We start from the raw sequence: 18,941 nt of genomic DNA, 5'->3' as shown, positions 1-18,941 counted from the left end.
GCCCCCGACCACGGTCTCCCCCGCCGCGGGTTCCCTGCGGTCCGCACGGCCCCCCACGCCGAACCCGGCCGTGCGGACCGTACTCCCCGGCAGATCCGGTACCCACCCCGAGAGCCGTTTCCCGATCCCCCCACAGGAACCGCCGGGGGCGGGCCGGACACGCGAATCCACGCGTGCCCGGCCCGCCCCCGGCGGTGTTTTCGTCCCGGCGACGGTGCCCGGACCCGGCCACCGCGTCACTAGGGTGAGCCGTATGAGTGATCTCACGGGCGACGGGGAACGGCTGCGGCAGGCCGAGCAGTTGTACGAATCAGCGGTGTTCGGCGGGGACCGGGCGGCGCCCGCGCGGGCCGAGCGGGTGCTGGACGGGCTGGAGGCGGATCTGGCACTGGCGCGCGGCAAGGCGCTGCACGCGCACTACCTGGCGGAGCGGAAGGAGGTGGACGAAGGGCGCGAAGGAGAGCTGTTCGAGCGGGCGGTGGCGCTGTACCGCAGGGTCGAGGACATGCGCGGCGAGGGCGAGGCGCTGTTCTGGCTGGGCACGTGGCACCAGGTGGTGCGGGAGGCGTACGACGAGGCGGTGCCGTGCTTCCGGCAGGCGTACGACCTGGCCGACGCGGTCGGCGACCGGCTGACCCTGTCGTACGCGACCCGGCACCTGGCGTTCGCGGCGGAGGCGGCCGGGCGGATGGACGAGGCGCGCGGGCGGTACACCGAATCGGTGCGGCTGCGGGAGGAGTTGGGTTTCCTCCCGGGAGTAGCGGCGGCGAAGCTGTCGCTGGGCCAGTTCACCTGGCAGGTCGACGGTGACCGCGAGGCGGCCCTGCGGTTGATGGAGGAGGCGCGGATGACCGCGGAGGAGTGCGGTGCGCACGGAGTCCTGGCTTGGATAGCGGGCGCCCGGGAGTCGATGGGGTAGCCACGGGCGCTGCGGCGGCATGCGCCGCGGGGCGGGCGGTTGACGGGTGCCCGCGGCGACCCCGGTGGCACGCCCCGGCGGGCGAGCGCGCATGCTGGGGCGGCCGCACGACACCAGCCTCGGGGGACGCACGCATGAGCACGCCTGACGAAGAGGCCCGCCGGCCGGACCAGCCGGCCGACGATGCCGGAGGACCGCAGCCGCGGCCACGCGCCGCCCGCCGAACCGCCGCCAGGACCAGGGGCCTGATCGTGGTCGCGGCCGTCGGGGCGGTGGTCGTCGCCGTCGTCGCGGTGCACGACGTGCGGGCGTCCGGCAGCCGGCCCCGCCTGTCGGTGCCCCGCTCGCTCGACCACGGCCGCTACACCCTGACCCGCGACACCAGCAGCGACAGCGACGGCGGCCTCGACTCCGAGCGCGAGGCCCCCGGCATGCACGCGATGACCGGCGTCAGCGGCTCCTACCGCAGGACTCCCGACAGCGCGCGCCACGACCTGCTCGACTTCGACGGCGGCTACGGCACCGTCGACGACCCGGCCCGCGCCGTCACCGGCCTGCTGACCTGGATGCAGGACAGCGGCGAGGGCTCCGTCGCCGTGCCCGCGCGCACTCTGACCCCGCACGGCGCCGGCGCCCCGCTCACCTGCGAGGTCGTCAAGTCCACGGCCACCGGCGCCACACCCGCCTACCTCCCGATGTGCGCCTGGGCCGACTCCCGCACCGTCGCCGCCGTCGCCGAGACCGACTACGGCCACCTCGCCTCGTCCCCCGGCGCGGTCGACCTCACCGCGTTCGCCACCCGCGCGGACACCGTCCGCACCGAGGTGTCCGCCCACTGAGCACCCGGCCGGGGCCGACGGTCAGTCGATCAGGCGGTCCAGCAACGGGAAGGTGTCGTACGGCTGGTCGTAGTCCCCGAAGTGCCCGTCGTCCCGGACAATCTGGGTGCCGCCCAGCCGCTCGAAGATCGCGCGGCCCTGCCGGTCGTCGCACCCGTAGGGGTCCTGCCGGGAGTTGATGACGTACAAGTCCCGAACGTGCGAGCGGATCGCGGCCCAGTCGTACGCCTTCTGGAGCACCGGCTCCTCGTAACTGTTGGGCGGTGTCGAGTACCCCGCGACCAGCACCGCCTGCGCCACCCGCACCTCGAGGTGCTCCAGCAGCGCGAGCAGCAGCGCGGCGCCGCCGGAGTGCCCGACCAGCACGGTCTGTTCGTCGAACCGGTGCGCGGCCAGCACCTTCGGCAGGAAGTCCTCGACCGGCTCCACGTTCAGCCCCGGGTAGTGCGGGATCTCCACCGCGTACCCCCGCTCGGTCAGCCGCCGCCCCAGCCAGGGGTACCAGCAGACGTCGGGACGTCCCCCCGTCCCGTGAAAGACCACCGCGTTCTTCCCCACGACCGCTCCTCCTCGCATCCGGCGCCCTCGCGCTCCGGCGGCCGTGTCACCCCCCGGCCGATCCCGTCCCCCCGCCGCGCCGCAGCCCGTCCACCAGCAGATCCAGCAACCGCCCGACCTGCTCGCGCCGCTCCGGCCCGCAGGCGAGGAACGCGCCCACCGTACCGGCGACCACGTCCGGCGCGCTCACGTCCTCGCGAAGCGTGCCGTCCGCGGCTCCCGCGTCGAGCAGCGCCCGCACCGCGACCGCCATCTCCTCGCGCACCTGCGAACTGGTCACCGCGCCCGAGGAGATGACGACCCGCAGCACGTCGGCCATCTCCCGCTTGGTGGCCATGTAGTCGGCGAACCGGTCCATCCAGTCCCGCAGCGCGCGGTCCGCCGGCTGCCCCTCCAGCAGTTCCGCCGCGCTCTCGCACAGCCGGGCCAGCTCGGCCCGGTAGACCGCCTCGATCACGGCCTCCCGGGTGGGGAAGTGCCGGTAGAGGGTGCCGATGCCCACCCCCGCCGAGCGCGCGACCGCCTCCAGGGTGGTCTTCTCCCCCTGCTCGGCGAACGCCTGACGCGCCGCTTCGACCAGCCGTTCCCGGTTCCGCCGCGCGTCCGCGCGCACCGTCTTCACCTCGTCGCCGTCCCGATTAATCGGAGGAACCTCCGTTTATGCTAGCCTCGAAAACGGAGGAACCTCCGTATCGGCCATGCTACGCCAACGACGAACGGAACCGCTCTCGATGACCACTCCCGCAAGCACCCCGCAGGCCTCCGGCGCCACGACCACCCTCGCGGGCCGCCCTGTCGCCCGCGTCGGCCTGGGCGCGATGCAGCTCACCGGCGGCCACGGCCTCGCCGGCGCCGATCCCGACCGCGCCGCCGCGGTCCTGCGCACCGCCGTCGAGCACGGCGTCAACCACATCGACACCGCGCAGTTCTACAACGCCGGCCGCTGCAACCAGCTGATCCGCGACACCCTCGCGCCCTACCCCGACGACCTCGTCCTCGTCACCAAGATCGGCGCGGAACACGACGACCGGGCCGGCCTCGTCGCCGCCCAGCGCCCCGAACAACTCCGGGCCGGCGTCGAGGCCAACCTCACCGGCCTCGGCATCGACCGCATCGACGTGGTCAACCTGCGCCGCGTCGACAGCCCGCCCGGCATCATCGCCGAGGGCGACCAGGTCGTCGACCTCGACAGCCAGCTCGCCGAACTCGCCGCCCTCCGCGACGAGGGCAAGATCGCCGGCATCGGCCTCAGCAACGTCAGCGCCGACCAGCTCCGCCAGGCCCTCCCGGCCGGCATCGCCTGCGTCCAGAACTCCTACAGCCTCCTCGACCGCACCAGCGAACCCGTCCTCGACCTCTGCCGCACCCACTCCATCCCCTGGGTCCCCTTCTGCCCCCTCGGCTCTGCCTTCCCCAACAACCCCAAAGTCACCGCCCACCCCACCGTCATCCACACCGCCACCACCCTCTCCACCACCCCCGCCCAGGTCGGCCTCGCCTGGCTCCTCGCCACCTACCCCCACACCCTCCTCATCCCCGGCACCACCAACCCGTCCCACCTCCTCGACAACCTCGCCGCCGCCACCCTCCACCTCCCAGCAGAAACCCTCACCACCCTGACCACCCTCACCTGACCCCACAGAACCCCGGACCACCCCCACAACCCACAACCCAGACCCAACGAAGCGCCCCACCCCCGGATCCCACCCCCCACCGCACCGTCAAACCCAGCGCACCCTCACCCCACCCCCACCACCCCAGCGCACCCTCAGCCCCCATCGCACCCCCACCCACCCACCCACCCACCCCAGCGCACCCTCACCCCCAGCGCCTCCCCTGGGAAGAGCGGAGCGGGCGTGGTGGGGGTGGGGTTCGAGATGTTCCGCATATTTGTGGCGCGGAGAAGAGGCCCAGCTCAACGAACCACGTTGACGCGCCCTAAATATGCGATCTCGAACCCCGCCCCCGCCGCGCACGCGACCCTGCACTCCCCCCGCCGCACACGCACCCACACGCGCCCCCGCCCCGCACACGCACCCCGCGCCACACCTACTTCACACAGACTCGCGCTGCACCAACTCCGTCGCCAGCACCACATGCCGCCGCACAGCCGCCCGCTCCGCAATCTCCTCCAGCAGCACCCGCGCCATCGTCCTCCCCATCTCCTCCGTCGGCTGCCGCACCGACGTCAACGCCGGATCCATATGCCGCGCGATCGCCGAATCCTCGAACCCCACCAGCGCCACATCCCCCGGCACCCTCCGCCCCTCCTCCCTCAGCACCGCCCGCGCCCCGGCCGCCATCACATCCGACGCCGCGAACACCCCGTCCACATCCGGCCGCCGCGCCAGCAACTCCCGCATGGCCCGCCGCCCCCCTTCCTCCGTGAAGTCCCCCGCGGCGATGAGCTCTTCACCCGCACCGGAACCACCGGTCGCACCCCCACCGGCCGCGCCCCCGCCCAACCCCGCATCCGCCATCGCCTGCCGGTACCCGTCCAGCCGCGCCCGCGCCACGTACATGTCCAGCGGCCCCGTGATCGTCGCCACCCGCCGGCGCCCCCGGTCGATGAGATGCGCGACGGCCGCCCGCGCCCCACCGACGTTGTCGGCGTCGACATAGGACACCGACTCCAGGTCCGACCGCCGCCCGTTCAGCACCGCCGGCATCTCGAGCTGCTCCAGCAGGTCCGGCAGCGGGTCGTCCTCGTGCACGGAGACCAGCAGCACCCCGTCCACCCGATGCGCCGCGAGGTACTGCCCGAACCGTGCCCGCTCCTTCGGCGTACGGATCAAGGTGAGCAGCAACTGCATATCGGTGTCGGCGAGTTCGGCGCCGATCCCGCGAATGATGTCCGAGAAGTAGGGCTCCGCGAACAGCCGCGTCTCCGGCTCGGGAATGACCAGCGCGATGGCGTCCGTACGGTTTCCGGCCAGCGCCCGGGCCGCCCGGTTCGGCACGTAGCCGAGTTCCGCGATCGCCGCCTCCACCGCCGCCTTCGCCCGATCGCTGACCCTCGGCGAGCCGTTGATCACCCGGGAGACCGTGCCCCGCCCCACCCCCGCGCGCACGGCCACCTCCTCAAGGGTGGGCCGACCGCTGTGCCGCCCGTTCATGGCCACTGGAGCCTCCTGTGTTCATTGCGCGCCACCTTAGCGCGACGTCCATCCGCTGAGGAGCACCCCGTGAGAGCGCTCCCATACGACCCGCACCCGCACCGGCCTCCGGCGATGCCCGTTCGACGCCATCCGTTCAAGAAGTGACCGCCTGTCCGTCCCGGACACGTTCCGGCAACGAAATCGACTTCATCTCTTGACACTGACCCCTCCCAGGCGTGAGTGTTCCGGCAAGCCTAGTGGGAGCGCTCCCACAATCACGCCTCAGGATCACCCGGGGACAGCACCACCGCATCGCACGTATCACCTGCTTCGCACGCACCACCGCATCCGCACGACCCACCCTGACAAGGAGAGTGGAATGCGCACTTCCGGCAGAACCCGCAAGGCCGCCGTCATCGCGGTCGCGGGTCTCGCAGCCTGCGCGACCCTGATCACCGGTTGCAGCAGCAACAGCAAGGACGACAGCAAGGGGAGCTCGTCCAACGAGAAGATCACCCTCCGCATCGGTGACTACGGCGCGTTCGGCTACGACGACAAGACGGGCGCCAAACTCTTCGCCGAGTACCACAAGCTGCACCCGAACATCACCATCAAGGAAGACAACGTCTCCGACAGCCAGGTCTACTGGAACTCGCTGAAGCTGCACCTGAACCAGAACAGCGGCCTCGACGACATCCAGGCGATCGAGATCGGCTTCGTGGCGAACGCGACCCAGCCGCAGTACGCGAACAAGTTCGTGGACTTCAAGTCGGTCAAGGGCTTTAACGCGAGCGACTGGCTGGACTACAAGGAGAAGGAAGCCACCACCACCGACGGCAAGATCATCGGTGTGGGCACGGACGTCGGCCCGACCGCGATCTGCTACCGCAAGGACATGTTCAAGGCCGCGGGGCTGCCGACCGACCGGAACGCGGTCGCGGCGCTGTGGGCGGGCGACTGGCAGAAGTTCGTGGACACCGGCAAGAAGTTCCAGGCGCAGGCCCCCAAGGGCGTGGCCTTCACCGACTCAGCCGGCGGCCTGTTCAACGCGGTGCTGTCCAGCCAGACCACGCAGTACACCGACCCGAGCGGCAAGCTGGTCTACGACTCCAGCCCCGGTGTGCAGACCGCCTGGAACCTGTCCGCGGAAGCGGTGCAGGACGGCCTGACCGCCAAGCTGCAGCAGTTCGACACCAGCTGGACCTCGGCGTTCAAGACCAACAAGTTCGCCACCGTGGCCTGCCCGAGCTGGATGATCGGCCAGGTCGCCTCGGACTCCGGTGCCGCCAACAAGGGCAACTGGGACATCGCCGCGCCGCCGCAGGCCGGTAACTGGGGCGGTTCGTTCCTCGGTGTCCCGAAGTCGGGCAAGCACACCGCCGAGGCCGAGGCGCTGGCGCAGTGGCTGACCGCACCCGCGCAGGAGGTCAAGGTCTTCCAGAAGTTCGGCAACATCCCGTCGGTGAAGGCCGGTCTGGACGACCCGGCGGTCGCGAACACCACGAACGACTTCTTCCCGGGCACCCCGGTCGGCAAGATCTTCTCGGACACGGCGCACAACATCCAGCCGGCTCCGATCGGTCCGAACGACAGCACCGTGAAGGACATCATCACGAAGAACGGCCTGCTCCTCATGGAGCAGAAGGGCACGTCCAAGGACGCGGCCTGGAAGAAGGTCCAGGCAACGGTCAAGGACCAGCTCGGCGGCTGACGCCCGGCCCGTTCGGGGCCGCCCGGCAGTGACTCCCACCTGCCGGGCGGCCCGTCCGGCCGCCGCCCCTCCGCCCTCCCCGGCTTCTCGCGGGCGCTCCCCCGCCCGCTTTGCCCCCTCCAGGCCCCCTCACTCCCGCTGATCCCCTACCGGAAGGACGCCACTCGTGGCCACCTCCGTCAGGGCGACGTCCGACGGCAGCCCCCGACCGTCCCGGACCGACCCCAGCACGAACCGCAAGAGCGGTGATCCCGGCCCGCCCGGCGGCTGGCGCGCCAAGGCGTACCGGCTGGACACCAAGGCGTCGCCGTACGCGTACATCGCGCCCTTCTTCCTCTGCTTCGCCGCGTTCGGCCTCTTCCCGCTGATCTACACCGGCTGGCTCTCCTTCCACCAGGTGGAACTGGGCACGCACGCCAAGTGGGTGGGCCTGCAGAACTACACCGACCTGTGGAACAACAGCTTCTTCTGGACTGCGCTGCGCAACACCTTCACCCTCGGAGTGATCTCCACGGTGCCGCAGCTGGCGATGGCGATCGGCCTGGCCCACCTGCTCAACTACCACATGCGGGCACGCGGGTTCTTCCGCGTCGCGATCCTGGCGCCGTACGCGACCTCGATCGCGGCCGCCACCCTGGTCTTCATCCAGCTCTTCAACCCCGACTACGGGCTGATCAACCAGCTCCTCGGTCACGTCGGGATCGGGAACGTGCAGTGGTCGTCGTCCAAGTGGCCGGCGCAGATAGCGATCTCCTCGATCGTGACGTGGCGCTGGACCGGCTACAACGCGCTGATCTACCTGGCCGCGATGCAGGCCGTGCCCGGCGACCTCTACGAGGCGGCCGCCCTCGACGGCGCCTCGCGCTGGCGGCAGTTCATCAGCGTGACGGTCCCGTCGATCCGACCGACGATCTTCTTCACGATCATCGTCTCCACCATCGGCGCCACCCAGCTCTTCGGTGAACCGCTGATCTTCGGCGGCAACGTGGGGGTCTCCGGCGGCTCCGACCACCAGTACCAGACCCTCAGCCTCTACATGTACGACAAGGGCTGGCAGGTCGGCGAGCTGGGCCAGGCGTCCGCCGTGGCCTGGGTGATGCTGCTGATCCTGCTGCTCATCGGCGCGGTGCAGCTCCTCGTCCTGCGCAGCAACCGCCGGAAGCTTGGGAGCTGACGATGGCACAACTCACCCAGCAGATCCCGTCGGCCGGGCCCCGGCACTCCGGCATGAGCCCGCGTGCCGCCCGCCGCTGGCGGCGCGCGGGCGCCGCGGGCGGGCAGCAGAGGGCCGGCTGGATCACGTACGCCGTGCTGATCTTCGCCACGCTGGTCTCGCTGTTCCCGCTGTACTGGACGGTGGTGGCCGCCTCGCGGACCGGCACCGAACTGGTCACTCCGCCGACGCCGCTGCTGCCCGGCAGCCATCTGGTGGAGAACCTGAAGATCGTGTGGAACCAGGTCGACATGACCAAGGCCCTGATCAACTCCACCATCGTGGCGACCTGCGTGGCCGTGAGCACCGTGCTGTTCGCGACGCTCGCCGGATTCGCCTTCGCCAAGCTGGAGTTCCGCGGCCGCAACGCGCTGCTGACCCTCGTGGTGGCGACGATGACGATCCCGCCGCAGCTCACCGTGATCCCGCTCTACCAGATCATCACGAAGGTGGGCTGGGTCGGCCACATCCAGTCGGTGATCCTGCCGTCGCTGGTGGCCGCGTTCGGCGTGTTCTTCATGCGGCAGTTCCTCTCCGAGGCCCTGCCGGTCGAACTGGTCGAGGCGGCGCGGGTGGACGGGGCGCACAGCCTGCGGATCATCTGGCACGTGGTGTTCCCGATCGCCCGGCCGGGCATGGCCGTGCTCGGCATGCTCGTCTTCGTCCAGTCCTGGAACGACTTCTTCTGGCCGTTCATCGCGCTGAACCAGCAGAACCCGACGGTGCAGGTCGCGCTGCAGGGGCTCGGTTCGGGCGACCACACGATCAACCAGGCCGTGGTGGTGTGCGGGGCGCTGGTCGCGACCCTGCCGCTGCTGCTGGTCTTCGCGGTCCTCGGCCGGCAGATCGTCGGCGGGATCACCGCCGGTGCGATCAAGAACTGAAGCGACCGCCCCCTTCCGCGGCCGCCGACGCCCGCGCCCTCCACCTCCCCCGACGACCCCTGATTCCCTGGAGTCCCCCGTTATGACAGCAGTCCGTTCAGAGAGTGCTGAGGTCGCGGCGAGCCCGGCCGCACTCCGATTCCCCCCCGGTTTCGTCTGGGGGGCGGCCACCGCCGCCTACCAGATCGAGGGCGCCGCGGCCGAGGACGGCCGTACCCCGTCGATCTGGGACACCTTCAGCCACACCCCCGGCCGGGTCCTCAACGGGGACACCGGGGACATCGCGGCCGACCACTACCACCGCTTCCGGGACGACGTCGGGCTGATGCGCGACCTCAACCTGGGCGCGTACCGGTTCTCCGTGTCCTGGTCGCGGGTGCAGCCCACCGGCCGCGGCCCGGCAATCCAGCGCGGCCTCGACTTCTACCGGCGGCTGGTGGACGAGCTGCTGGACAAGGGCATCACCCCGGTCGCCACGCTCTACCACTGGGACCTGCCGCAGGAGTTGGAGGACTCCGGCGGCTGGACGGTGCGCGAGACGCCCGAGCGGTTCGCGGAGTACGCCGAGATCATGGGTCAGGCGCTCGGCGACCGGGTGCCGTACTGGACCACCCTCAACGAGCCGTGGTGCTCGGCGTTCCTCGGCTACGGCTCGGGGGTGCACGCGCCCGGCCGTACCGAGCCGGAGTCGGCCCTGAAGGCCGCGCACCACCTCAACCTCGCCCATGGACGGGCGATCGGGGTTCTGCGCTCCGTTCTCCCCGCTACCGCGCAGACCTCGATCACCCTCAACCTGCACCAGGTGCGCGCCTACAGCCAGTCCGCCGAGGACCTGGACGCCGCCCGCCGGATCGACGCCGTCGGCAACCGGGTCTTCCTCGGCCCGATCCTCGGCGACGGCTACCCGGAGGACCTGCTCGCCGACACCGGCCACCTGGTCGACTGGGACGCGCTGGTGAAGCCGGGCGACCTGGAGGAGATCTCCCGCCCGATCGACCTGCTCGGCATCAACTACTACACGCCGACGCTGGTCTCCGACGGCCGTGGCGGCACGGACCTGGCGCGCAACGACGGCCACGGCGCGAGCGACTACTCGCCGTGGCCCGGCTCCGAGCACGTGGCCTTCCACCTCGCCCCCGGCGAGACCACGGCGATGCGCTGGTCGGTGGACGCCAACGGCCTGTACGACCTGCTGATGCGCATCCACCACGAGCACCCCGACCTGGCGACGATGGTCACCGAGAACGGTGCCGCCTACGACGACTACGTCTCCCCCGAGGGCTCGGTCAACGACCCGAAGCGCATCGCCTACCTGCGCGGCCACCTCGGCGCGGTGCACCGCGCACTGGCCGACGGCGCCGACGTCCGCGGCTACTTCCTGTGGTCCCTGCTGGACAACTTCGAGTGGTCCTACGGCTACAGCAAGCGCTTCGGCGCCGTGTACGTCGACTTCGGCACCCAGCGGCGCATCCCCAAGCAGAGCGCCCACTGGTACGCCTCGGTGGCGCGCGACAACGTCCTTCCGGACCTCCCGGAGGAGGCCGGGCGGTCCTGAGGGAACGAAAAGGGCTCCGGCCGCCGCGAACGAGGGTGCGCGACGACCGGAGCCCGCCGCTTTCCTGTCCCGTGGGGGTGGGTCAGGAGGACGGCCGGTGGATCAGCCGGTGAAGGCGTCCAGCGCCTTGGAGAAGGCCCCGTCGGACTGGGTGACGGAGCTGCAGCCGGCGTCGGCGTAGGTCTGCGCGCCGCCCGGGCACTGCTTGTCGCGGGTGGCGGACCACATGGACAGCCACGCCAGTCCCTTGGACGTGGCGAAGTCCGCGAGCGCACCCGCGTCGGCGACGGTGAAGGTCTCGCTGCTCACGTCGTTGACGCCGATCATCGGCGTGACGGCCACCGCGTGCCAGGCCGCGGCGTCGGACAGCCCCAGCACGCTCTTGACCTGGGACTGGGTGGCCGTGGCGGCGTCGATGGCGTACTGGCCCATGTCACCGCTGAAGGAGGCGCCGTAGTCCATCGCCATGATGTTGACGGCGTGGACGGCGACCCCGTTGCTCTTCGCGCCGGCCAGCAGGTCGATGCCGTCCTGGGTGAGCCCGGTCGGCATCGCGGGCAGCGTGTAGGAGACCTCCAGGCCGCTGTGGCTCTGCTGCAGCTGCGCGATCGCCTGCGCCCTGCGGGTGTTGGCCGCGGTGTCGGTCAGCGCGCCGCCCTCGACGTCGAAGTCGACCTTGGTGAGCTTGTACTGGTCGACGACCTTGCCGTACGCCGCCGCGAGGTCGCTCGCGGAGGAGCACGCGGAGGCGAGTTCGGTGCCGTTCGCGCCGCCGAACGAGACGCGGACATCGCCGCCGGCCGCGCGTACCGCTCCGATCTGCGCGGCCACCGCGTCGCTGCCGAGGTCGGTGACGCCGCCCCACTTGGGGGTGCAGCCGCCGCCGGAGACGACGAAGGCGAGGTTGAACTGCTTCACCCCGTCGGCCTTCATCGCGCCCGTCAGGTCGTAGGCCGGGTAGAGCGAGGTGTCGACGTAGGGGGCGAACCCGCCGGAGGCCGTCGAGCCGGAGCCGGCCCCGCCGCCGGAGCCGCCGGTGGCGGTCGGGGTCGGGGTGGCGGTGGCGGTGGCGGTCTGGGTCGGGGTCGCGGTGTCGGTCGGGCGCCCGGTCGGGGAGGCGGTGGGGGCGTCGTCGACGGAGCACTTGGCGCCGTTGACGGTGCAGCCGGTCGGCGTGGCGGCGCCCGCCGCGCTCGTGGTGTTCGCGGTGAACCCGATGTCGGCCTTCGCGCCGGACGCCAGCGTGCTGTCCCAGCTCTCGGGGGTGACCTTCACCGTCTGCCCGGAGACGGTGTACGTGCCGTTCCACAGCGAGCCGATGGTCGTACCGGCCGGCAACTGGAAGGTGAGCGTCCAGCCGTCGAGCGGGCTGCCGCTGGAGTTGCTGATCTCGTACTGGCCGGTGTAGCCGGTGCTCCAGTCGCTGGTCCTGGTGTACGTCGCCGCGACGGTCGCGGCGCTCGCGGATCCGGCGAGGGCGAACGCGCCGCCGGCGACGGCCGCCGCCGCGGTGATCGCGCAGAGGACCTGCGCCTTGCGGCCGGGACGCCGGCGGTGGGTGGAGGGTGCCATGGCTGCCTGCCTTGCACTCGGGAGGTGGGGGCGGGCAGCACGCTAGCGGGCACGGACCGGACAAAAACCCAGTTCAGGACGGTCGGCCGGGTTCTTAGGGCGGGCTTAAGGAAGCGGAAGGGGCGGCTTAACGATCGGCCGCGGGATCGGCCTCAGGCATTCCGTGAGGAGGCCAGGTGCGCGAAGGCCACCACGTTGGACTCGTAGTCGCGCTTCTTGCGGTCGAAGGTGCCGCCGCAGGTGATGATCCGCAGCTCCGCGTCGGGGGTGTCGCCGTAGACCCGCTGGTCGGGGAAGTTCCCCTTCGAGAAGGTGTTCACCTCGTCGACCTTGAAGGACGCGATGGTGCCGTCCGAGCGGGTGATGTCGATCGGGTCGCCCTTCTTGAGGTAGGAGAGCAGGTAGAAGACCGCGGGGCCGGTCGTGGTGTCGACGTGGCCGGCCACGATGGCGTTGCCGAGCTGGCCGGGCGTGACGCCGTCCTTGTACCAGCCCGCCAGGTTCCGGTTCGTGTCGGGCGGCGGCTGCAGGACGCCCGAGGAGTCCATCGACAGCGGGGTGAAGGGGGCGTTCACCCCGATGGTCGGGATGGAGATCTTCGTCGGCTCGGAACGCGGCAGCCCCGGGATGGGATGCATCGTCACCACGGGATCGGCCGACGGCGCGGCGGCCGCGGTGGCGGCGGGCGGGGGCGTCGGCGCCCCGACGGCGGTCTCGTCGCTGGAGGCGTCGAGCGAGTGGAAGACCAGGAAGGCGCCGATCAGCGTCGCCGCGGTGGCCCAGCGCAGGGCGCCGGAGCCGCCGTCCCGCGCCGGCGGCGCCGCGTCCGCCGGCCGGGAGTCGTCCTGCGGGGGGTGCGTGGTCATACGGTGCTGCCTTTCTACGGCCTGCGGGGATACGGCGGCGGGCCCGGGGACGGGGCGGGGCACTCCCCCGGGGGGTGCACCGGGGGCGGAACGGGGGCCGGACGGGGGAGGCGTGGCCACCGCCGTACCGCAGCGGTGGCCACGCCATTCGGCCCGGTGATCAGCCGATCGGAGGGAACGTTCAGGCGAGGGCGCCGGCCCCGGCCGTCACGCGACGACGACGCAGCACGAGCGCGCCCGCGCCCAGGCCGCCGAGCAGCAGCACCGAACCGGCCGCCAGGCTGCTGCCGCCGGACAGCGACATGCCGCCGCCACCGGTGTGCATGCCACCGTGCGGCTTGTGCCACTGGCCGCCGTCCGAGCTCTGACCGCTGTCCGAGCCCTGGCTGCTGTCCGAACCCTGGCTGCTGTCCGAGCCCTGGCCGCTCCAGCCCTGCGAGCTGCCGCTGTCGGAGGAGTGCGAGGACTTGCCGGTGGAGTCCGAGGAGGAGTTGGAGGAAGAGTTCGACGAGGAGTTCGAGGAGGAGTTCGAGGAGGACGACGACGAGCCCTGGCCGCTCGGGTCGTAGATGTTGACGGCACCCGCGGCGTGGGCGGCCGGCGCGGCGAGGGCGAGGCAGGCGGTGAGTGCGGCTCCGGCCACGAGGGTGCGGGCAGTACGCATGGGGACGATCCTTCCGTCGTCGACATACGCCGGCTGACTTCCTGTCAGCCCGACAAGCGCGAGGACGACACGATCACCGTCAGCCCCCGTCGACGGGACCGCCACCGGAGAGGGCCGCATGAGGGTGACCGCGTCCGCTCTTCGGGTGGCCGGCACCGCCACCTGCCTGTTTCGGTCACCCTCCCGGGGCGGGGCGACCGGCTGCCGCCACCCCCGCCCCGCACAGTGGGGTGACGGCGGCGACACCCGTCCGCCGTGCCCGGCAGCTCGATTGAGTACCCCTCAGACCTCGCCGGGACGTTCTGACCACCCTTCACATGCGAGACCCGAGCGAGAGGACGCCCATGTCACTGGAGCCGGTACGTGAACCGCGCCGAGGAAGCGGCCGCCGGAACCTGCTGCGCGCGCTGACCGGGGGCGGTGCGGCCGCCGCGCTGGCCCTCACCGCCGCGCCCGCCGCACCCGCCGAGGCCGCCGCGGCCCCCGCCGGGCAGGCCATCGACCCCTTCGCCGCGGAAGCCTTCCGGGCGGCCCGCGGCGGGCGGGTGCGCGAGTACTGGCTCCAGGCCGAGTCCTTCGCCCACAACGCGGTGCCGAACGGACGCGACGGCATGACCGGCATGACCTTCACCGCGGACCAGACGACGTTTCAGGCGATCGGCTACCGCGCCTACACGGCGAACTGGGGGAAGCCGCTGCCGGCCGACCTCTCGCCGCAGGGCATCGGCCCCAACAGCGGCATTCCGGGTCCGGTGCTGCGCGCCGAGGTCGGCGACGTCATCAAGGTGCACTTCCGCAACAACGACGCGCACTACAAGTGGCCGCACAGCATCCACCCGCACGGCGTGCGGTACGCCACCTCAAGTGACGGCGGCTGGATGGACGATGACCCGAAGGCACCGGGAACCGCCGTGCCCTACGGGGGGACTTACACCTACACCTGGACCTGCGTGCCGAGTTCCGTGGGGAGTTGGCCGTATCACGACCACGCGGCGCCCCAGCTCCCGCCGCGCGCCGCCGGCTCGTCGTCCACCTCCGCGGGCGCGGGTAGCGCCGCCACCTCGGACTCGATGGAGTCGCGCGCGTTCGGCGGCGGCGGGCCGGTCATGGAGATCGGGGCGGAGCTGGGGCTCTTCGGGATGATCGCCGTCACCGACGCCACCACGCCCCGGGTCGACCGGGAGTTCGTGCTCTTCTTCCACGACGTCTCCGCGTCCGACGCCACCACCCTCAAGCAGGACCTCTCGCTGTGCAGCGGAGGGGCGTTCGTCGACAACGCGCCCACCTTCACCGCCCGTCGCGGCGAGCGGATCCGGTGGCGGGTCGGCACGCTCGGCAACTCGCTGCACGTCTTCCACATCCACGGCCACCGCTGGCTGGGTCCGGCCGGATGGACGGACTCGCAGGTGCTCGCGCCCGCGACGACCCTCACCGTCGAGTACGCCGAGGACAACCCGGGCGACTGGCTCTACCACTGCCACGTCGCCGCGCACATGATGCACGGCATGGCGGGCCGCTACCGCGTCCTGGGCTGAGCCGCGCCTCCGGGCCGGGGGCATACCCCCCGAGGGGGAAGCCCCCGAGAACGAAGTGGTCCCCGCGCCCCCTGCGGCCGCCCCCGAAGAGGCGTACCGGGGGCGCGGGGACCACTTCCCCGGCCGGTACGGACCGTCAGCCCGTGCGGAAGACCTCGGCCAGCGCTTCGCGCAGCACGCTCTCCGGGTCGGGGCGGGCCCCTTCGGAGCGCCACGCCACGAATCCGTCGGGCCGCACGAGCACGGCCCCCTCCTCGCCGATGCCGTGCAGCCGATGGAAGTCGGGCGGGCCTGCGGGGGCCCCTCCGGGGGCGCCACCTGGGGCACCACCGGCGGCGCCGCCCCGGGCCCCGGCGGGCGGACCGCTCGGGGCGCCCGCCGGCATCGGCTCGACCTCCAGCTCGTGGCCGAGCCGGAAGCACGCCAGCGGCACCCCGGTCCGTTCGGCGGCGAGCCGCGCCACGTCGTGCCAGGCACCGCCGGAGCGCCCGGTGAGCAGGACCGGGGTGCGCTCGTAGAGGTCGAGGGTGGAGACGCGCTCCCCGTCGAGCCGTACCCACAGGTGCGGCGCCCGGCCGCCGGGCACGGCCAGCGGGCTGAAGTCGGTCGGGACGGGGGACTCGTCGGACTCGGCGCCGATCACGGCACCCTCCGGGTAGCGGTGCCCGAGGACGACCGCGAGCATGCCCTTCTGCGGGCCGGCGGCCGGCGCCGCGTCGTAGCCCGGGTGGCTGTGCTCGGCGGAGCGGGACGAGGCGCGGGCGGCGGTGGCCAGCGCGACCGGACGCCGCTCGGCGTCGTAGCTGTCGACCAGGCCGGGCCCGGCCCATCCGTCCAGGACCGCGGCGAGCTTCCACGCGAGGTTGTGCGCGTCCTGGATGCCGGTGTTGGAGCCGAACGCGCCCGTGGGCGACATCTCGTGCGCGGAGTCGCCGGCGAGCAGGACACGGCCGCGACCGTAGCGCTCGGCGACGCGTTCGGCCGCGTGCCACGGCGCCTTCCCGGTGACCTCGACCTCCAGGTCCGGCACGCCGACCGCGGTGCGGATGAGGTGGGCGCAGCGCTCGTCGGTGAAGTCCTCCAGCGTCTCGCCGTCGTCGGGCCGCCACGGCGCGTGGAAGACCCAGTCCTGCGCGTTGTCGACGGGCAGCAGGGCGCCGGGGCTGTCGGGGTTGGTGAGGTAGCAGACGATGAAGCGGCGGTCCCCGACCGCGTCGGCCAGTTGCTTGGCCCGGAAGGTGATGCTGACGTTGTGGAAGAGGTCGCCCGGGCCGGTCATGGGGATGCCGAGGCGCTCGCGGACCGGGCTGCGCGGGCCGTCCGCGGCGACCAGGTAGTCCGCGCGGACGGTGCGGACCCGGCCGGACTCGCGCTCGGTGATCCGCGCGGTCACACCGTCGGCGTCCGAGGTGAACGAGGTCATCTCGGTGCCGAACCGGATGTCGCCGCCCAGCTCGCGGGCGGCCTGGAGCAGCACCGGCTCCAGGTCGTTCTGGCTGCACAGGCACCAGCCGGACGGGCTGATCCGGGACAGCGCGCCACCGGGGTCGATCGTCCGGAACAGCCACTCCTGCTCGGACCCGGTGAGGGTGTCCGCCTGGAGGATGCCGTGGTTCTCGGCGAGCACCGACGCGGCGGCGCGGATCCGCTCCTCGACTCCCGCGGCGCGGAACAGCTCCATGGTGCGGACGTTGTTGCCGCGGCCGCGCGGGTGGTGCGAGGTGCGGGCGTGCCGCTCGACGAGCAGGTGCGGCACGCCGAGACGGCCGAGGAACAGGGACGTGGACAGGCCGACGAGTGAGCCGCCCACGATCAGGACGGGCACGCGCTCGTCGGAGTCGTGCGGCGCGGGCTCGGAGGGGGGCGAGGGATGCGACGCGTTCGTCATGGGGGTTCTCCGGGGTGGGGGGTGCACGGCAGGGGGGCCGGGGGCCCGTCACACGGGTGCGTCCCGGCTGCTGATCTCTTCCCTGCCGAGGCGCTCGGCGGGCCCGGCCGGGCGGTGCTTCACTCGCCCGCCTCATGTGCCGCGCACGAATCCCGGCCCGGCCTGAGCATCGAGAACAGGCGGTCCCACTACGCGCATACGGCCACACGCATATGCGGAACGAACGGCCGCCCGGCGGCGGACCCGGAGCGCACGGCTCCGTCCGCGCCGCGGAGAAGGCACCACCGCAGGGCTTTCCCACCGCAGGCACTCTCCACCGCGGGGCGCCGCCTGCGACCGTCCGCTCGCGCAACACCCGAAAGGAACGAACTCCCGTGACGACTCTGGACGACAGGCTCGCCCCACCCTCTTCCCCGGCCGTTCCGGACACGGCCCGGCTGCGGGTCGTGCTGCTGCTGGACGTGCTGGACGGCAGGCAACAGCAGTTCCTTCAGGCGTACGAGCAGATCAGGCACCAGGTGGCCGCCGTGCCCGGGCATGTCAGTGACCAGCTGTGCCAGTCACTGGGCAACTCGTCCCAGTGGCTGATCACCAGCGAGTGGGAGTCCAGCGAGCCCTTCCTGGAATGGGTGGAGAGCGCCGAGCACCGCAAGATGGTCGAGCCGCTGCACGGCTGCGTGCGGGACACCAGGTCGCTGCGGTTCCTGATCGCCCGCGAGACGCCCGAGCAGGGCACGACCAAGCCCGCGGCGGCCGCCCGCCGGTCGGCGCCCGGCACCGCGTTCGACCCGGTGCCCACGCCACCGCTGTGCTCGGGCGGCGTGGTGCGCCACGCGATCACCTTCACGGTGAAGCCGGGCAGCGAGGAGCCGGTGGCGAAGCTGCTGGCCGACTACAGCGCACCGCAGGCCCAGGTGGACGACACGACGCGGCTGCTGCGCACGTCGCTGTTCATGCACGGCAACCGGGTCGTGCGGGCGGTGGAGGTGGAGGGCGACCTCGGCAACGCGCTGCGCCACGTGGCCTCGCAGCCCGAGGTGAGGGCCGTCGAGCAGGCGATCAACCCCTACCTGGAGGAGGAGCGCGACCTCACCGACTCCGCCTCCGCCCGCGCCTTCTTCGCCCGCGCGGCACTGCCCGCGATCGGCCACGAGTCCGCCCAGGCCGGCACGCCCGCCGCCGCCGGCGAGAAGCTGGCCCGGCACGCCTTCTTCTACCCGGTCCGCCCGGGGCGCGGCGGGGACGTGGTCCGGCTGCTGCGCACGCTCGACGCCGAGGCGATCGCCGACCCGGCGCACCCGCTGGCCGCGGCGACGGTCTTCCAGCGCGAGGACACCGTGGTCCGGGTCGTCGACGTCCGCGAGCGTCCCGACGGCATGCCCGCCGCCCCCGTCCAGCAGGACGGACCGGCCGGCGTCCTGCGGGAACTCCTCGTCCCGGGCGAGCCCGCCGACCCCGCGGGGCTGGGCCATGGCGGCCACCCCATGACGCCGGTGACGGACCGCAGCTCGCGATGAGCGGATCACCCGGCCGTCCGACCGTTCCCCGTCCGCCCGCGACCTGGTTCGCGGGCGGACGGGAGGCGCCCCCGACCCGCGGTCCCGCGGTCCGGGAACCACCCGGACGGGCGGCGCGGGTG

16 protein-coding genes are annotated in these 18,941 nt (G+C 72.3%); 9 read left to right on the top strand and 7 right to left on the bottom strand.

The annotated features are described in order from the left end of the window. The first annotated feature begins 253 nt into the window (after positions 1-253). Positions 254-919 (top strand): tetratricopeptide repeat protein, encoded by a 666-nt coding sequence (locus C4U44_RS24815; protein ID WP_103888203.1) that lies wholly within the window; start codon positions 254-256, stop codon positions 917-919. A gap of 134 nt (positions 920-1,053) precedes the next feature. Beyond that, positions 1,054-1,758, top strand: a complete 705-nt coding sequence (locus tag C4U44_RS24810) for a hypothetical protein (RefSeq protein ID WP_146088330.1) — start codon at positions 1,054-1,056, stop codon at positions 1,756-1,758. A gap of 21 nt (positions 1,759-1,779) precedes the next feature. On the opposite strand, the gene C4U44_RS24805 is transcribed toward C4U44_RS24810, so the two are convergent. After that, positions 1,780-2,316, bottom strand: a complete 537-nt coding sequence (locus tag C4U44_RS24805; RefSeq protein WP_103888201.1) for an RBBP9/YdeN family alpha/beta hydrolase — start codon at positions 2,314-2,316, stop codon at positions 1,780-1,782. Positions 2,317-2,362: 46 nt separating this feature from the next. Then, complete coding sequence (locus tag C4U44_RS24800; protein WP_235032322.1) at positions 2,363-2,929, bottom strand: TetR/AcrR family transcriptional regulator; 567 nt, start codon at positions 2,927-2,929, stop codon at positions 2,363-2,365. A 118-nt stretch (positions 2,930-3,047) separates the two neighbouring features. Between C4U44_RS24800 and C4U44_RS24795 the strand changes: the two genes are divergently transcribed. After that, positions 3,048-3,950, top strand: coding sequence for an aldo/keto reductase (locus C4U44_RS24795; protein WP_200823385.1), 903 nt, complete (start codon positions 3,048-3,050; stop codon positions 3,948-3,950). Between the two features lie 420 nt (positions 3,951-4,370). Here the strand turns inward: C4U44_RS24795 and C4U44_RS24790 are convergent, their stop codons facing one another. Continuing rightward, positions 4,371-5,432 carry a LacI family DNA-binding transcriptional regulator gene (locus tag C4U44_RS24790; protein WP_103888297.1) on the bottom strand — a complete coding sequence of 354 codons (1,062 nt, stop codon included), beginning with the start codon at positions 5,430-5,432 and terminating at the stop codon, positions 4,371-4,373. Positions 5,433-5,793: 361 nt separating this feature from the next. Between C4U44_RS24790 and C4U44_RS24785 the strand changes: the two genes are divergently transcribed. From C4U44_RS24785 to C4U44_RS24770, 4 genes are all read left to right on the top strand, one after another. Continuing rightward, positions 5,794-7,125, top strand: coding sequence for an ABC transporter substrate-binding protein (locus tag C4U44_RS24785; RefSeq protein WP_103888199.1), 1,332 nt, complete (start codon positions 5,794-5,796; stop codon positions 7,123-7,125). A 166-nt stretch (positions 7,126-7,291) separates the two neighbouring features. Next, positions 7,292-8,299 (top strand): carbohydrate ABC transporter permease, encoded by a 1,008-nt coding sequence (locus tag C4U44_RS24780; protein ID WP_103888198.1) that lies wholly within the window; start codon positions 7,292-7,294, stop codon positions 8,297-8,299. Between the two features lie 2 nt (positions 8,300-8,301). Beyond that, complete coding sequence (locus C4U44_RS24775) at positions 8,302-9,222, top strand: carbohydrate ABC transporter permease (RefSeq protein ID WP_103888197.1); 921 nt, start codon at positions 8,302-8,304, stop codon at positions 9,220-9,222. A gap of 82 nt (positions 9,223-9,304) precedes the next feature. Then, positions 9,305-10,777, top strand: a complete 1,473-nt coding sequence (locus C4U44_RS24770; protein ID WP_103888196.1) for a GH1 family beta-glucosidase — start codon at positions 9,305-9,307, stop codon at positions 10,775-10,777. A 102-nt stretch (positions 10,778-10,879) separates the two neighbouring features. On the opposite strand, the gene C4U44_RS24765 is transcribed toward C4U44_RS24770, so the two are convergent. From C4U44_RS24765 to C4U44_RS24755, 3 genes are all read right to left on the bottom strand, one after another. Next, positions 10,880-12,349: a glycoside hydrolase family 18 protein gene (locus tag C4U44_RS24765; protein WP_103888195.1), complete on the bottom strand. Its 1,470-nt coding sequence runs from the start codon at positions 12,347-12,349 to the stop codon at positions 10,880-10,882. Positions 12,350-12,501: 152 nt separating this feature from the next. Beyond that, positions 12,502-13,215 (bottom strand): class F sortase, encoded by a 714-nt coding sequence (locus tag C4U44_RS24760; protein WP_103888194.1) that lies wholly within the window; start codon positions 13,213-13,215, stop codon positions 12,502-12,504. 181 nt (positions 13,216-13,396) lie between these two features. Then, complete coding sequence (locus C4U44_RS24755; RefSeq protein WP_103888193.1) at positions 13,397-13,879, bottom strand: hypothetical protein; 483 nt, start codon at positions 13,877-13,879, stop codon at positions 13,397-13,399. Between the two features lie 344 nt (positions 13,880-14,223). Between C4U44_RS24755 and C4U44_RS24745 the strand changes: the two genes are divergently transcribed. Next, positions 14,224-15,414 (top strand): multicopper oxidase domain-containing protein, encoded by a 1,191-nt coding sequence (locus C4U44_RS24745; protein WP_160145091.1) that lies wholly within the window; start codon positions 14,224-14,226, stop codon positions 15,412-15,414. 136 nt (positions 15,415-15,550) lie between these two features. On the opposite strand, the gene C4U44_RS24740 is transcribed toward C4U44_RS24745, so the two are convergent. After that, positions 15,551-17,302 carry an FAD-dependent oxidoreductase gene (locus C4U44_RS24740; protein WP_103888190.1) on the bottom strand — a complete coding sequence of 584 codons (1,752 nt, stop codon included), beginning with the start codon at positions 17,300-17,302 and terminating at the stop codon, positions 15,551-15,553. A 374-nt stretch (positions 17,303-17,676) separates the two neighbouring features. Here C4U44_RS24740 and C4U44_RS24735 point away from each other — a divergent pair, with 374 nt between their 5' ends. Then, the gene (locus C4U44_RS24735; protein ID WP_235032321.1) at positions 17,677-18,819 is read left to right on the top strand and encodes a SchA/CurD-like domain-containing protein; all 1,143 of its coding nucleotides are present in this window, start codon (positions 17,677-17,679) and stop codon (positions 18,817-18,819) included. Positions 18,820-18,941: the final 122 nt, after the last annotated feature.

The sequence above is a fragment of the Actinacidiphila yanglinensis genome, assembly GCF_900107965.1.
GTDB classification, from domain to species: Bacteria; Actinomycetota; Actinomycetes; order Streptomycetales; family Streptomycetaceae; genus Actinacidiphila; species Actinacidiphila yanglinensis.
This window is presented reverse-complemented; position numbering and strand designations above follow the sequence as displayed.

What these genes read in the sequence shown, in the direction of transcription:
- C4U44_RS24795 (WP_200823385.1), top strand. Translation starts at nt 3,048, where the DNA reads ATGACCACTCCCGCAAGCACCCCGCAGGCCTCCGGCGCCACGACCACC.
- C4U44_RS24815 (WP_103888203.1), top strand. Translation starts at nt 254, where the DNA reads ATGAGTGATCTCACGGGCGACGGGGAACGGCTGCGGCAGGCCGAGCAG.
- C4U44_RS24765 (WP_103888195.1), bottom strand. Translation starts at nt 12,349, where the DNA reads ATGGCACCCTCCACCCACCGCCGGCGTCCCGGCCGCAAGGCGCAGGTC.
- C4U44_RS24790 (WP_103888297.1), bottom strand. Translation starts at nt 5,432, where the DNA reads ATGAACGGGCGGCACAGCGGTCGGCCCACCCTTGAGGAGGTGGCCGTG.
- C4U44_RS24760 (WP_103888194.1), bottom strand. Translation starts at nt 13,215, where the DNA reads ATGACCACGCACCCCCCGCAGGACGACTCCCGGCCGGCGGACGCGGCG.
- C4U44_RS24740 (WP_103888190.1), bottom strand. Translation starts at nt 17,302, where the DNA reads ATGACGAACGCGTCGCATCCCTCGCCCCCCTCCGAGCCCGCGCCGCAC.
- C4U44_RS24775 (WP_103888197.1), top strand. Translation starts at nt 8,302, where the DNA reads ATGGCACAACTCACCCAGCAGATCCCGTCGGCCGGGCCCCGGCACTCC.
- C4U44_RS24810 (WP_146088330.1), top strand. Translation starts at nt 1,054, where the DNA reads ATGAGCACGCCTGACGAAGAGGCCCGCCGGCCGGACCAGCCGGCCGAC.
- C4U44_RS24745 (WP_160145091.1), top strand. Translation starts at nt 14,224, where the DNA reads ATGTCACTGGAGCCGGTACGTGAACCGCGCCGAGGAAGCGGCCGCCGG.
- C4U44_RS24770 (WP_103888196.1), top strand. Translation starts at nt 9,305, where the DNA reads ATGACAGCAGTCCGTTCAGAGAGTGCTGAGGTCGCGGCGAGCCCGGCC.
- C4U44_RS24755 (WP_103888193.1), bottom strand. Translation starts at nt 13,879, where the DNA reads ATGCGTACTGCCCGCACCCTCGTGGCCGGAGCCGCACTCACCGCCTGC.
- C4U44_RS24785 (WP_103888199.1), top strand. Translation starts at nt 5,794, where the DNA reads ATGCGCACTTCCGGCAGAACCCGCAAGGCCGCCGTCATCGCGGTCGCG.